The organism is Candidatus Magnetaquiglobus sp. (assembly GCF_058402785.1).
Genome location: NZ_JBZVFG010000011.1, coordinates 61709 through 78165, shown reverse-complemented (window position 1 = coordinate 78165; position 16457 = coordinate 61709). Strand labels below are relative to the sequence as shown.

Annotated in this window: 3 protein-coding genes; all 3 read left to right on the top strand. The window is 60.9% G+C overall.

Translation table 11 applies throughout. The annotated features are described in order from the left end of the window. Window positions 1-164: 164 nt before the first annotated feature. Window positions 165-12914, top strand: coding sequence for a hypothetical protein (locus ACV4UY_RS05920; RefSeq protein WP_491606721.1), 12750 nt, complete (start codon window positions 165-167; stop codon window positions 12912-12914). An 89-nt stretch (window positions 12915-13003) separates the two neighbouring features. Continuing rightward, window positions 13004-15520: a PKD domain-containing protein gene (locus ACV4UY_RS05915; RefSeq protein ID WP_491606720.1), complete on the top strand. Its 2517-nt coding sequence runs from the start codon at window positions 13004-13006 to the stop codon at window positions 15518-15520. 102 nt (window positions 15521-15622) lie between these two features. Then, complete coding sequence (locus ACV4UY_RS05910; RefSeq protein WP_491606719.1) at window positions 15623-16450, top strand: dockerin type I domain-containing protein; 828 nt, start codon at window positions 15623-15625, stop codon at window positions 16448-16450. Window positions 16451-16457: the final 7 nt, after the last annotated feature.

The window sequence follows — 16457 nt, the reverse complement described above, 5'->3', positions numbered from 1 at the left end:
GATGATGAGACCGTGGAACCGCCGTATGGAGAGGTCTACGGTCGGGGGGTGAGGGGCTCCTCGCGTCATGTTGCCGTTTATGGCGGGACACCGAATGCGCGTGAACCGTTCTCCTCTCGAATTATAAGTATCATCAAAAGCCATTCCACTTCAGGAGATGGAACATGGTTGGACAGTGGATCAAACGGAAAATCGTGCTTGCGGCATTGGTGCTGTTCGGGCTGGGATCCCAGCCCTGCGACGCCCAGGCCGCATCGGTGTCCGGTAGCCTGGTTGACAAGGCCATTGTCGTGGCGGTGAACGCCAACAACGAAACGATCCAGGCTGTCGAAACCCAGCCAACCGGTCAGGTTTCCCCCATCATCTGGGGGTTTACGTTGCAAGATTTGCCGGCCTCCTCGGACATCAGCGTGTACGTCTTCATGGATGGCAAGTTCTTTCCCATGATCTTCTCGAACGGAACCAAGGACGCGTTCCAACTGATCGGAAGCACGTCGGCGTTCAACCTCGGCCTGGTCAGCATCGACTGGCTCAATTATGTGGCACATCCGGCCTCCGCGCCCATCAGTGGCAATGCCCTGGCCTCGACCTCGGACAAACGGTCCACGATCAATTTCACCAGCATCCAGAATACCGCTCTGAATCCGTTTCCCAACATGGATGTGCCCACGCTCATCCAGTATGGCAATGCCCTGTTCAGCCACGGTTGGTTCGTGGTCGCGGACAAGTTTTATGGCCAGGCCGAGCAGTTGGCCTCGACCAACGCTTCGCCCCTTCTGAACCAGGCGCGCGTGCTGCATTCGGTCTCCCAGGTGTTTGCCGTGCTCAACACCGCCCGTTCGGTCGCCAATACCGCCACCACGGACTACGGCAATGGCACGGCGACACTGGGCGATCTTCTGGCCGGGTTTGGTTGCGATCGTCGCCACCTGGGCCTGAGTCTCATGCGTTGCCCCAATCCCCTGCCGGGCACCGCTCCGACCGGGGGGGAGATCAAGGGGTGGCTGAATGCCCATGTCATCCCCAAGGTGTCGGACGCCATCATTCGGATCAGTCAGGTTCCCAACACCCTCGCGGCGTTCACGTTCCGCGACCCGGGTGATCCATGGGATGCCGGCACCACGATCGATCATGCCGATGTTCTGGCGATCAAGGGCATTCTGGAAGCAGGGCTTTCCCAACTGCACTGGTTGCAGGCCTACGAATGGGGCGTGGATGTCGATGATTCGCAACACAAGACCATCGAACAGGTCAAGACCGCCAACCCGAATCTCTCCACCCTTGCCGCGAATGCCACCAGCATCCTGGCGGTTTCCAAGAACCATGCGCTCAGCGCGGTCGATGATCTCCTTGCCGCCATGACCGCCATCCAGTCCCGCTCGGGCTCCCAGACCAGCAACCTGTTCACCCTGAATTCATCCGAGATCACCAGCGCCACGTCGCGCCTGAACGAGGTCAAATCCTCCCTGTCCGCCTCGACCGGGATCAAGGACGAGTCGGGCAATGTTGGCCTGTATCTGAATCTCAGCAAGATCTTCGATGGCATCAGCCTGCGCGCCATGCTGCCGCCGTTTCTTGGCGACGAGTTCGCCGGTCTGTTCCCGGATGCCACCATGGGTGGCGTGTTGCCGGACAACAAATACAATTTTGCCGGTGAAAGCCTGAATCAGGATGTCAACGGGGATGGGCTTCCCGATCTTCTGCAATCGTCCTTGCCCATGTACGTGCCCACCATCAACTCCACCATCACCGTGGACGGTGCCACCGCGGACTGGTCCGATATCAACCCGGTTCTCACAGATCCTTCCAACGATGTCATCGATTACTTGAACACCGTGCCGTTGGCCGATATCGCGCCTTACGGCGCGGCGGATTTTCGCCGATTGTTCGTCGCCCAGGACAGCGGTAAGGTCTATCTGCGCATCGACCGTGCATCCGATGTCATGCCTGCCGGGTTTACCGCGACCTATTCGGTGATGTTCACGGCGATCGATACGCCTGTTTATGATGTCACCTACATCTATCTGAGCGGGAACAGCATCAACTGCTACCATAATTCCCAGACCTTCACTCCGGCCAGTTATGTGATCTCCGGACAGACGGTGGAAATTTCCTGTCCGCTGAGCGCATTCATGAATCTGACCGGTCACTATCGTGTCGATGTCTATTCAAGCGTGTGGAAGAGTGGCGGGGGTCAGTACTTCGAATACAACGATATGGCCCGTATTGGTTCCTTGACCTTCGGCCCCAAGCCCGCTCTGGCCAGTGGTGGCACATCCACCCCGCTCTGGGTCTCCTCCACCTCGTTGACCCAGACTGTCGGCCAAAGCTCTGCGGTCACCGTCAGCGGGGGCACCACGCCCTATTCTTTCAACATTGATCCGCCCAGTGCCGGCGTGATTTCCCTCTCCGACACCGCGGCCACGGGTACGACGATCACCTGTCTGAAGGCCGGAACCTCCACGCTACGGATTCCGGACAGCGGCATCGGTGCGCAAGCACAGAGTGGTTCGGTCGCGGTGACCTGCAACGCGGCGGCGGTCTCGTTTGCGGTCGATCCGACCTCGTTGAATCTGAATGTCGGCGCGAAAAGCACGTTGGTGTTCAGCGGTGGCAGCGGCTCGTATTCGATCCAGGTCGATAACTCCGGCGTGATCAGTCTGGGTGAGATTACCGGCACCTCCGCCGAGATCTACTGCATGAAGGCGGGAAGCTCCACGGTGGGCGTTTTGGACACGGCCTCGCATACCGCGTCCGTACCGGTCACCTGCAATGCCGTTCCGCCGACCACGGTCTCGTATGATCCGGTCAATCTGACCGTGGGGAGCGGCATGCGGTCGCTCTCCTTCCCGACCGGCACCACGGTGACGGTCTTGACCGGCACGGACGTGATCTCCGGTTCGGCCACGGGGGTGAGTTGTCTGAAGGCGGGAACGGCCACGGTGGGCATCGTCAATACCAGCGCCAACACCGAGGGGAGCACCACCGTTCGTTGCGTGGCTCCGGTTGCCGAGATCACCACCACCGACACCTCGCGCTGGGTCTTCCCGACTCCGGACATCACCATGGTGACGGAGGCCCGCTGGATGGCGAACGGCTCTTCGGTCGTCGAGAATTTCCTGGACTATTCGCGCACCGGCGGAACCACCACCCTCAAGGATCGGAGTGTGTCGATCCATGCCACCAGCTGGGGTGAGATCTACTACACCCACGATGCCAACGGTCTGACCATTCACGGCGAGAAGGAGAATACCCTCGGCACGAATGCCAGCACCCGTTACATCCATTACGGTTTGATCACCGCCCCGAATCTGGCGAGTGCCGGCGTGGTTTCCGCCGACCTGGCGGACTCCAACCGCACCACGCCTCCGGCGCGCATGCCGCACGACCTCGCCTCGGGGGTGGTTTCGCCCCAGTATGTGGTGCGCTACGCGCTGGATGATCAAGGGAACATCATTCCCTCCAGCTGGACCGTGATCAAAACCGAAATCACGGTGACCCCGAACGTCAATCTGCTGGCCTCGGTCCCCCCGACCGAGCGGGCCAGCGACACCTATTTCGCCCATTGGCGTGACACGATCACCCATCCGGATCTGTTGAACAAGATCTCCCGCGTGGCCCATATTCAAATGGTGGAGTCCCAGTACACCGCCATGGGCGTCACGACCCCCTCCAGCCAGTTCACCAGCCACCTCTATCAGGCCCAGGATCTGGGCACGGTCTACGAGGTGACTGCGGCGAACAACGGCGTCTGGAAGGGTGGCCTGACCGCGATGACCTCCCTGACCGGTGAGCTGAAATCCCTGTCGGCGCAACGGGTCAAGACCCGCAAGGTGCGCATCGACGCGCCGGTTGGCACGGTTCTGAACAGTGCCTTCGTCTGGACGCGCGGGGATCACACCAGCGGCGCCTTTGCCAGCAATCCGCATGGTCACAATGCGGTATCCCTGATCAACGAAACGCCGGGAACCAACAGCGCCCTGTTCACCCTCTTCAACCGCCTCGATCCGCCGGCGGATGATCAGGTGGAGGTGCTCAACGTCACCTATGGCGCCATGGGTTTCATGCCGAAAACCGTTCCGGTCCAGACCAGCGCCATCACCGATCCACAGGTTCTGACATTGACCCAGGCCGATCAGCCAGGCCAACCACTGGTGGCATCCGACAGCCCGGTACAAACGACATCGTTCTTCCAGTTCTCCGAAGTCCCGCCGACCATGAGCATGGCGACGGTCACGCTGAGTCCGGTGAATCTGAGCGTGGACGACACCCATTATCGCGTTTTGAACCTCCCGACCACCCTCGGCACACCGACCATCGAGGTGACCTCGGTCTCCACGCCCGACATGATCCTGGGCGACCCGATCAACGGCGTGAAGTGTCTCAAGGAGGGGACCGCCCAGGTCAAGATCACCTTCGGTACCCAGGCCCAAGGCTCCACCACGGTCAACTGCGTGGCTCCGGCCCCGGCGGATACCCTGGTGAGACTGCCGGAGTGGTTGTTCCCGGAGAACACCACCCTGGTCACCAACACCCGTTGGCAGCCGAATGGTACCCCTGTCCGGTACGACGCCAGTTTGCAAGCGAGCCGCGCGCTTGGTGCCGGAACATGGCATGGCCGTGACGTGAAGGTGATGCGCAACGAGGATGGGGAGGAGTATTACACCCTGGATGAGACCCATGGTCTGGCCTTTCATGGAGAGAAACGGTTCGATCGCGACCGGAACACCATGGAGTCTGCCGTCAACTTCAGCCTGATCAACCCGCCCAACCTGACCACCGGGATCACGGAGGCCGATTTGGCCGATGCCAATCGCACCGCTCCGGTCACGCTGGTTCCGGGTCTGTTGACGAGCGAGCGTTCCAACACCGTGTACACGGCCCGTTTCGAAGTGGACGCGACCGGGACTCTCAAGAGTGACAAGTGGTCGGTCACCAAGACCGAAATTCATGTCAACGGCAACGTCAACCTGTTGTCCCCGGTGCCGCCGTCGGAGTTCTTCTCCACCCCCGCGGATCCATCCACCGTGGATGGGTACTTCGCCGGTTGGCGTGATTCGGTCACGGATCCGGAACTTCTGAAAAAACTGACCCATGCCTTGCACGTCAAGGTGATCGAGACCCGCTACGAGGCGTTCGGTACCCAGGGGGTCGCGAATGCCGTCAGCCAGACCAACGACATCTATCTGGTTCAGGGGCTGGGTGTCGTCTACGAGCGCAACAGAGAGCACGATGGGGTCTGGAAGGGGGCCTTGTGGGCCTTCACGGATCCGAATGGGGATGTGCATGCCCTGACCTTGACCGGTGTCACGACCAGGAGCGTCGAGATCGTCGGGCCGGAAGGATCAACCCTGACCGGGGCCTATGTTTCCATGCACGCCCCGCATCTGGATCCCGCGCTCTACAACACGATCCACACCCACAACAACACGGGTTGGTTCAAGGAGGCCAGTGGCAATCGGGTCTCGTTCATCACCTTCAACCGGCTGAACGTGCCGGATAACGACCAGGTGACCCAGTGGAATGTCAGCTATGGCGCGGAAGGTTTCGTGCGCAAGGACGTTCAGGTGGACACGGCGCCCGCCTATTCGTTCGCGCTCACGGATGCGGATCGGGTCAATCCGACTCCGGCGTCGTTGACCGCCACCCTTTCGTCGCAGAGTCTGACCGTCGGTGTTCAAGGTCAGATCGTGGTGAGCGGTGGCACGCCGACCTATCGTTATGAGACGAGTGCCGGCTTCCTTTCGGTGTTCGAGTACACGTCCACGGGTGCCAAATTGAGCTGTTCGGGTGCGGGCAGCGGCACGGTGACGGTTTTCGACGCGGCCAATCAGAGCAAGGTGGTGGAGGTGCTCTGCACCGCGCCGTCGGGTGGCGGCACAAGCACCCCCTTCACGTTGGAACCGATCAACCTGACGGTTGGCAGCCAAGCCCGCGCGGTGAATGTCCCGAGCGGCGCGGTGCCCGGCATCACGGCGGGTGCGGATGTGATTGAGCTGGCCGAGACGGGCGTGATCTGCAAGAAGGCCGGGACCGCCACGGTCCATGTGACCGTCGGCACGGACCAGGCGACCACCACGGTCACCTGTCTGAATCCGCCGGCCAATCCGGACACCGCGATTTCCATCGTGGATTGGCTCTTCCCGGCGGAGACCACCCTGGTGACCCATGGTCTTTGGCAGCCGAAGTCAACGACCTCGGGCGGCACGCTTGAGTACTCCATGCAGGCTTCCGTCGCCCATGGCACGGCCATGCTCAAGGATCGGGCCGTCTCCGTGGAGCGCAACGGCGATGGGGAGAGCTATTACACCCTGAATGAGCATGGTTTGACCTTCCATGGTGAGAAACGTGTGGATTTCTGGCAGAACCGCACCAGCCGCACCATCCATTTTGGCTTCGTGACCGATCCGGACATCGCGACCGGCATCGGCGCGGCCACGTTGGCCCAGGAGAACCTGACCGCGCCCAAGCCCTTCGTCCCCGCCACGGTGACGCAGGCCGGCACGCATACCCACGTTGGCGTCAGTTTCGAGCTGGATGCCAACGACCAGATCCTGCCCGACAAGTGGACGGTCACCAAAACCGAAATCACCCTCACGCCGAACGTGAACCTGCTGGCTGCGGTGCCTCCGGCGGAAGCGTTGCGCGACAACGGCTATTTCGCCCACTGGCGCGATTCGATCACCGATGCGGAGTTGTTGCAGAAGGTGATGCATGCCCTGCATGTGAAGATGGTCGAGACCCGTTATCACCCCGGCCAGACGAATCCGGAATCCCAGACCAATCATGTCTTCCTGGGACAAGGCGTGGGTCCGCTCTTCGAGCACAATCAGGAGGGCGATGGCCTCTGGTCGGGTGCTTTGCGGGCGATTGTGGATGCTTCTGGCGTTTTGAAATCCCTGACCACGGATCAGGTGGCGATCCGTCAGGTGGATATCGTGGGACCGGAAGGGGTTGAACTGAAAGGTGCTTACGTGCAGGCGCGCGCCGAGCACATGGATACCGCCAAGTACAATCCGCCCCACGCCCATCAACTGACGGGTTGGTTTACCAGCCAACCGAACGAGCATACCGCCCGGTTGGCCTTGTTCACCCGTGTCAATCCGCCGGAAACCGACAAGGTGGAGACCTGGCAGATGAACTACGGCGCCGAGGGCTATGTGCGCAAGCACGAGTCGGTGCCGACCGCCACCATGGGCAGTCCGCATACCCTCGCCCTCACCACGGCGGATCAGGGGATTGCCAAGCCGTTCCGCGTCACCTTTGCGGATGGTACGCCGGTTCAGGATGCCGGACTTCAGATTCTGCGCCACGATGGCACGCAGTGCGTCAGTGGTTCGGGCGAGGGCAGCCACTATGGTTTGGGTGACGAGGGGGTGGTCACGGTGCCCCTGACGCCCGGCACCCACTGCGTGGGCGTCTGGCCGAACAACGGCTCTGGATCGTTCATGGGCGGCTGGTATGATTCGGCTGCTGCTGTTGGCACGGTCAATGTCAAGGAGCAACTGACCAGCGCGGCTTCGTTCACGGTCTCCGTGACCAGTGGCGAACTGGTCCTGGTCGTGGGAAGTGGGGGAGGAACGCCGGATATGGTGACCCTCTCCGGCACCATCACCGATGGCACGAATGGTCTGGGTAATGTCCAGATCCGCGCCAGGTCCACTTCCGACACCGAGTACACCGTCGTGACCAGCCCGTCCGGCACCTTCTCCATGACTCTGCCGGTGGGAACCTACTCCTTCAAGTTCAGCTACGAGGGAGGATCCTACAGCGCCGAGGCGTATCTTCATTCGATCTCTGAAACCGGCATTCAGTTGAGCGCGGAAGACGACCACGCCATGCCGATCCCGGTTCAGCAGTCGTTGACCCTGCCGGTGATCAAACTGACCTCCGAATACCAAAGCGGCGGTGGCGGCGGTGGCGGCGGTGATACCGGCGGCACCAAAATCACGGTCTCCGGGACCGTGACCAACAGCAAGGGCGGTCTGAGCGGTATCCAGGTCGAGTTCCAGCCGGATTGGAACAACAATACCGGCTATCTGGAGTGGGTGACGGTCAAGAGCGGCGAGAATGGCGCCTACACGGCTTCGATCAAGCCTGGCAAGTACCGTGTGCAGCTCCGTTCCGAATATTGGGACAACACCCAGCAGAAGATGGTGAAGATTCCGGGGGTTCTGGGATGGGGTGGCTATGCGTCTGGTGACGGCAAGACCAGCGAGATGTGGGATCAGGCCGAGGTGTTTGACTTCACCCAGGCGACCACGCTCAATGCGCTCATGCCGAGTGGCGTGCTCGTCTCCGGCGTGGTGAAGAATGCCGAGAATCAGCCGGTCAGGAATGTCAAGGTTGAGTTGCAACCCGATTGGGAGAGCGCGTCCGATGTCGCCGAGTGGCGCGACGCGATCACGGATCAGGATGGCAAGTATTCGGTCTTCGTCAAGAAGGGATCGGTCTACCGGATCTTCTTCAATACCAACTACTGGAACTGGGAGACCCAGACCCAGGTGAAGCTGCCTGGCCTTGGAGGTTACAGCACCGGTTCCACGGAGAACATCACGGTCAATGGCAACATGGATGCGGCCAAGAAGTATCGCATCGACACGGATACGGTAGTGGATGCCCAACTGTTGGCCTCGTTGTCCATCAAGGGCAAGGTGACCTCGGGAGGGACGACGCCTCTGAACGATATCCCGGTGCGCTTCCAGCCGGAGTTGGATCCGGAGACCAACTCCTACGGGATTTGGGGTGAGGTGCGTACCAACGCGCTGGGTGAGTATGAGTTTTCCGCGCAACCGGGCCGTTATCGGATCGAGATTCCGAGTTCTACCTGGAGATGGGATCTGAATCCGCCGGTCGAGGAGAAGCTTCCCAATGGCCTGGTTGGGGGGTTTGCCGATGGCGAGGGGCATGTGACGCAGGAGTGGTCGAGCGCCAAGGTGTTCGAGGTCAAGTCCTCCGTCACGGTCAACATGGATCTGGTGACCGGCATGACTCTCTCCGGCAAGGTGGTGCGCAGCGATGGCACTCCGGTCAAGGGGGCCTCGGTGAGCGTCCACACCCACGATTGGAACAGCAATTTCAGCAAGAGTACCGGAGATGACGGCTCCTTCTCGGTGACGGTGATTCCGGGCAAGGAGTACAAGGTGGATGTCTGGCCAGCCTACTGCGAAGGTGCCGCCACGTCGAATCCGGAGTGTTCCAACGCGGTCAAGTTCCAGGGCGGCAGCTGGATCACGCCTCCCAAGGCCTCCTGGGTGAGTCGTTGGGTCGAGAGCGAGCATGAATCGCGTCCGCTGGTCAAGGCCAGTGTGATCGATGCCACGCAGGTCCTGACCCACAACGACATCTCCGGCCAGGAGCCGGGCGTGGTGCCGGGCATGGTGATGTCGCAATGGGATGAGCACCTGGTCACCAACATCCTGATGGACAAGTCGCTGGTGATCGGCATTCGGGTCGATGCGGGCAAGCCGATTCAGGGTCGGGTGGTGGATGGGCAGGACAACCCGGTTCCTTATGCCTGGGTCAACACCCCGTTTGGTGGCATGGCCACGGATCAGGGTGGGTATTTCACCATGAATCTGCCGTCGGTAAATCTGGAACAGGGAGTTGATAATACGTTTGATATCAGCATTTATCCCGGTGGTCACGTTGACCAGCAGGGGATGTGGGTGCCGGGCAGCGGCTTCATGGGGGGCGTGGTGACCGGCTCCATGGAGTCTGGTTTCTCGTTAAGCAACGATTGGCAGCAGGCGGTTCGCTTCGAGAAGGATCTGAATCGTGACGCGGAAGGCGAGGTCGCCTGGCCTCAGACGGATATCGGCCATGATCTCAAGGGTCTGCTCGTCAAGGTGAGCAAAGGTATCGAGATCAAGGGCACGGTCACGGGGAATGGTCAACCGTTGGCCAACGTTTGGGTGAATGCCTGGTCGCACGAGGCGCGTCAGGGTGGTGGTCAGTCCACGGATTCCAGCGGTCACTATGCCATGCTGGTTCCGAATCCAGCTCCGGGCCAAACCGTCTGGTATGAGGTCAATCTGTGGAACGAGCAGTATCTGCCGCCGGAGCCGGTTCTGGTGCGGGTGCAGGCTGCGGGTGTGACGGGCGTCTTTGCGCGCGCCAAGGACAAGTACATCGAGGATGAGGATGGTTTCTATCGTCCGGCGCCGGGTTCGGCGATCGGTGAGGAGAAGCCGGATGGCACCGCGACCGTGGACTTCAATCTGACCAGCGGCAACACGATCTCCGGACGGGTGACGGATGCCCAGAACAACGGGATGGCCTGGACGTGGGTGGATGTTCACACGAAGGACGGCGGCCAATGGTATGGGGCGAATACCGACGAGAACGGCAACTACCGTGTGACGGTGGCCCCTGCGAGCAACTACATCGCGGTGGTGTGGGGATGGAGCGGTCAATACCGGACCACGTATTACAAGAATGTCGGCAAGGAGGATGGGGCGACGCTGATCGACGTGTCGAACGGCAATCGGGAGGATGTGGACATTCAGATGAACTCTGGTGCCAAGATCAGCGGCACGATCAAGGGTCTGACGAGCGGGGTGAAGCTGTGGCTGAACGTCTGGTCGGAGAGCGAGGGGTCGTGGGGCGGCAAGGAGGTGGTCGGGACGGGCCAGGATGTGAGCTATGAGGTGACGGGTCTGGCCCCTGCGAAGGATTACCGTCTGGATTGGCGCTCGGAGAGCGACGAGGTGTCTGCCGGGTACTATGGCGGCGTGGTCGGGGGCGAGGGGTCGGGTGCGAAGAGTTGGGAGAAGGCGACCCTGATCAGCACGTTGAACGGCAATGTGGTGGGTGTTGGGATCGATTTGAACAAGATTCAGACCAAGACCCTGCATGTGAAGGTGGACGGCATACCTGCAGGGACGAAGGCTGTGGACGTGAACCTCTGGTCCGAGAAGCTTGGGAGTGGTCGCTGGAAACAGACGAAGGTGAATGCGGGTCAGACCGAGGTGAGCGTGGATGTGAAGGGTCTGGAGTCGAGCGACGACTATCGGTTGTTCATCGGGGGTCCGGATGCGCTGTTCAAGGTGGGCAACTTCAAGGGCGAGGTGAGCGGGAGTGGGTATCCGGCGACGGGTGGCGGTGTGGTGGGTTGGGATCGTGCCACGTTGATCGACATGTCGTCGGAGCGCTATGTGCATGTGTCGCTGGGAAGCGGTCGCAAGCTGACGGTTGTCGTGAGCGGCCTGCCGAATGGCGAGAAGGCGTGGGTGGATGCGTTTTCGGAATCCACCTGGTCGTGGGGTGGCGGGGAGTTGGTCTCGACGAGCGATACGTCGTCCGTTCAGGTGGAGATCAAGGGATTGGAGGAGGCCGAGGATTACCGGATTTCGATCTGGGGCGCGAAGATTCGTGGCGGCTCCTATGCCGGCGAGAACGCGGAACCGGATACCTGGGACAAGGCCAAACTGGTGAATGTTTCGGGTCAGGATGGTACGGTGACCATGCGGGTGTCGAGCGGTCGGAGCATCAGCGGAGAGGTGACCGGTTTGCAGAAAGGTCAGTGGGGTTGGGTGGATGCATGGTCGCCTGGCAGTTACTCGTGGAGCGGGAATTCGGTGCAGGCCGGCGGCACGGGGACGGACGGGTATGCGCTCGGTGGTCTGGGTCAGGCGTCGGACTTCCGGGTGAGTTTTCTGTCGGAAGGGTATGTGCCCAGGCATGTGGAAGGGGTGGATACCACGAACGGGAATGTGAGTGGGGTGAACTTCGCGGCCTCGACGGGAGGATCGATCGGTGGATCGATCAGCGGGTTGAAAGCCTACGAGTGGGCGCGTGTGGATGCCTGGTCGCCTGCGACGGGAGCGTTTGTGGTGGGTGGCGCGACGGCGGATGGCAGTGGTGCGGCGACGTATCGGTTGACCGGGTTGCCGGATGGGAGCGATTATGTGATCGGATTGTGGCGTGGCATGCAGGGTTTGTTCTACACGACGAGCGGGGTGACGGTGGCGTGGGATCAACATAGCCCGGTGACCGTGAGTTCGGGCGGAGCGGTGAGCGGGATCAACTTCGACCTGAGCAACGCGTCCAATCTGTTTTTGACCCTTTCGGGCGCTGTGAGCGGTGTGGGTGATACGCACGTGGTGGAGATCAACGCCTGGTCTTCGACGGGTGGTGGTCGGACGAGCGTGACGGGGAACGGCACGTATAAGCTGGAAGGTCTGGCGGCAGGCACCTATACGGTGGAGGTGATGGCGCCTGGTTATGTGTCCAAGCGGACCAAGAGCGTGACGGTGGCGAGTGGGGCGGTCACGGAGGTGTCGTGGACGTATGGTTGGAACGACGTGAATGGTGTGTTGTTGCAGGGGAACACCACGGGCCTGAACGTGGCGATGGAGAGCGGTCGTGCGATCAGCGGGACGGTGAGGGTGGGATCGACGGCGGTTTCGGGAGCGTGGGTGAACGCCTGGTCGGAGGTTTTGGCGACCGGTGGAGGGGCGGTGACGGATGCGGCGGGCAAGTACGCGATCAAGGGTCTGCCTGCCGGGACGTATCGGGTGGATGTGTGGACCACGGAAGGGACGGTGGGCGACACGGTGACGGTGGGTACGGATGGGGATCAGGTGAAGGATCTGTCGGTGGTGAAGTCGGCTGGGATCATTCGCGGCAAGGTGACGAGTGACGGCACGACGGCATCGGTGAAGGCGCTGGTGTTGGCGTATGATGCCAGCGGCGTGGAGCGGGATCGTGCGGTGAGCGACAGCGGCGGGGATTACAGGCTGGAGGGTCTGGAACCCAACCAGAGTTACACGCTCAAGGTGTTTGCCGCCACGAACGGCAACTGGAGCACCACGGGTAGCGGCTATGCCACCTCCTGCGCGGTGACGGCCATCTCGGGCGATGGCACGACGCAGAATCTGACCCTGGGTACGGCACCGCAGTGCGCGCCATGAGAATGGTCGCAAGAAAGTTTTGACCCGAAGATCTCCCCTCCCGGTACAGGGAGGGGAGTTTTGCCATATCAATACATCAGGATGGGACCATGAAGCGTAATCATTCCTTTCAGGTACTGTGGATCGTGATGGTGTGGATCTGCTCGACTCTCAGCGCGTCGGCAACCATCACGACAGGGGCAACGAATGTGGTCAGCTCGACGCATACGGTCTCCCAGTCATCGACCGCGACCACGATGACCTTTACCTGGACCAAGGCGGTATCCAGTTTCGGGACAAGCGCGAACATTCGTTACGAGTATGTCCTGACCACGGATACCGGGGCGGACAATGCCACCACGTTTCAAGGTTACCTCGACACGGCCAGTGAAACCGCTCTTTTGAAGCGTGGCACCCTGACCAATGCGACGACGGTCAGCTTTTCTTCGTTGTCGGACGGCAGTTTCTATTTTTATCTGCGCGCGGTGGATGACTCGGGGGTGGTGGGCACATCCATCGGCAAGAGCGGCCCCTACATCATCAACACCTTGCCGACCCTGGATTCGTCCACGCCGATCACCCCGGCCTCGGGCGCGCACCAGTCGGCGATTTCGGTGACCATCAACGGTGGCAACTTTCTGAGTGGCGCCACGGTGCAACTGGTCAACGGCAAGCGCACCTCGGGTAGTTCGACCATTAACCTCTCCACGGTGACCTTGACCAACGTGGTTCTGGGCAGTGCCACCCAGTTGACGGCCACGGTTCCGGCCAGCACGGCGCCTGGGGTGTATGACATTCAGGTCACCAATCCGAACACCAAATCGGCTTCGGCGGTGGGCAAGTACACCTCGACCAACACCTTGCCGGTGGCGGTGCCGGGAAGTGCCTCGACGGTCAATCTGGATACCAGCGGTTCGGTTTCCGTGAGCCTTTCGGGCAGTGGCACGGACGCGGATTCGGACACGATTGCCACCTACACCTGGACTTTGACCAGCATGCCGACCGGTGCCACCATCACGAGTGGCGGTGCGGCGATGGCGGCCAACTCCACCTTGACGGGTGCCAGCCAGACCGTGGTGATTCGGACGCAAGGTCAATATGTCTTTTCGCTGGTGGTGAACGATGGGTATGACAGCAGCGCGGCGGTGACCAAGACGGTCACGGTGAATGCGGCGGCTGGCACCAATACCGCGCCGGTGGCCAATCCAGGCAGCGACAGTACGGTGGCTCCGGGCACCGAGGTGACGCTGAACGGCGGCAACTCCTCGGATGTGGACGGCAACGCCCTCACCTATACCTGGAACCTGACCAGCAAGCCGAGTACCTCCACGTTGTCCACCGGCACCAGCTCGATCACCAAATCCACCACCAACCCGGCTCTGGCCACCTTCACCCCGGACAAGAAGGGGGCATATGTGGTGAGTCTGGTGGTCAACGACGGGACGGTGGATTCGGCGGCCAAGAGTGTCACCGTGACCGCCAACACCGCGCCGGTGGCCAATGCCGGCAGTGCCCAGACCGTGGCCGTCGGCGCGACGGTGACCCTGGATGGCAGCGGTTCCACGGATGCGGATACCGGGGATACCATGACCCATGCCTGGACCCAGACCAGTCCGACCACGCCGGTGGTGACCCTTTCGAGCGCAACGGCCCAAAAACCGACCTTCACCCCGACCGCGAGCGGCAGTTACACGTTCCGTCTGGTGGTCAACGATGGCACCCAGAACAGCACCAACACTTCGACCGTGACCATCACCGTATACAACAAGCCGGTGGCCAGCGTGGCTGCGGCGCAAATCTTCGCGGCTCCGGGAAGCACGGTGACGCTGGATGGCTCGACCTCGACGGTCGGGGCCACGGGTGGCACCTTGACCTATGCCTGGACCCAGACCTCGGGTCCATCCACGGTCACGCTCTCCTCGACCTCCGTGCCCAAGCCGACCTTCACCGCGCCCACGACCCTTGGTACCTGGATCTTCAGCCTGACGGTGAACGATGGCTACAACTCGAGCGCCACGCCGGCCACGGTGACGGTGGTCACCAACAACAAGCCGGTGGTCAGCGCCGGGTCGGCCAAGACCGTCACCACGGCGGGGACGATCTCCCTGTCCGGCACGGCCACCGATGCCGATTCCCACACCATGACCTATGCCTGGACCGTGGTGAGTCAACCGACCGGTTCGAGCATCACCTTGAGCAACGCCACCACCTTGACCCCTTCGTTCACGCCGTCGGTGAGTGGTCAATACACATTCAGGCTGACGGTTTCGGATGGCAAGGAGAGTGTGACCTCCGATGTGACGGTGACCTACAGCAACATGCCTCTGGATGTGGACCGGGATGGCAGTGTCACGGCCACGGATGGTTTGTTGATTCAGCGGCGTTTGACCGGTGGTGACATCATCATCGATGGCGTGGGGTTGCCGTCGGATCAGAACGATACGATCCGTGGCCGGATTGATGCCTTGGGAACGTTGTTGGATGTGGATCAGAATGGCAGTGTGGGTGCCACGGATGGCTTGCTGATTCAACGGCGTCTGACGGGTGGTGACATCATTATTGATGGCGTAGGTCTGCCGACCGATCAGAATGATACGATCCGTGCGAGAATTGATGCCTTGAAATGATAATTGATTTTCATGAGCAGGGCGTTCATTATGTGTCGATGGAGGCGGGGATTCGTCACTCTTGGTGCATGGATGGTCTCTGTCGGGGGCCTGTTTCATCCCATGCCAGATGGTCTGGCCGCGAGCGGTGAACAGGTTCTTGCGCCAACCGTGGTGAGTCAGGCGGTTCAGGCGGGTGAGACTGTGGTGCTGACGATCCGTTACGCGACCGACAACGGTTCCGATGCCCGAACGAGCGGATTGGGCGTGGGTGTTCATTACGATTCCAATCGGTTGGTTTTTACCGGCTTTTCGGATGTCTATCAGGATCTCCAGCCCCTGAGTGGCAACAGCGCGGCGGCTCTGATCGGTCGCGATTCCGTGCCGCGGGTGGATGAAGAGGATCTCGATCGCGATCCCACGACGAACCGAAGGGTTGGTTTGGCTTGGGTGGGATTGGATGGACGCTGGCCGGACCCGGGCGTGACCTTGCCCATGGCGTTGTTCAAGGTCCATTTTCGGGTCTCTGCCGGAGCCCAGGGGACGACGACGGTGCGTTTTTCCAGTCTGGGTACGGCCAATGGTTATGATTTGACGGCGACCTCCGCCGAGGTGAACGCCACGCCCTCGGCGTATGTGGTATTGGATGTGGATCACAGTGGCCGTGTGGATGCCACGGATGGCTTGTTGATTCAGCGTCGCTTGAATGGCGCGGATCTCATCGATTCGGATGTGCGGTTGCCGACCGGTGAGAATAATCGCTCGGTCCTCGAACGGGTCGATGAGTTGCGGGTTTATCTGGATGTGGACCAAAGCGGGCAAGTGGATGCCACGGATGGGTTGCTGATGGTACGGCGTTTGAATGGCGCGGATATCCTGGATTCGGGGCTTTTGCTTCCAGATCCTCAGAGCAATGCCACGGTGATCTCCCATATCGACTTCTTGAAATAGCGTGATG

Excerpts from the sequence above, each read along its gene's own strand:
- ACV4UY_RS05910 (WP_491606719.1), top strand. The coding sequence starts at position 15,623 with ATGCCAGATGGTCTGGCCGCGAGCGGTGAACAGGTTCTTGCGCCAACC.
- ACV4UY_RS05920 (WP_491606721.1), top strand. The coding sequence starts at position 165 with ATGGTTGGACAGTGGATCAAACGGAAAATCGTGCTTGCGGCATTGGTG.
- ACV4UY_RS05915 (WP_491606720.1), top strand. The coding sequence starts at position 13,004 with ATGAAGCGTAATCATTCCTTTCAGGTACTGTGGATCGTGATGGTGTGG.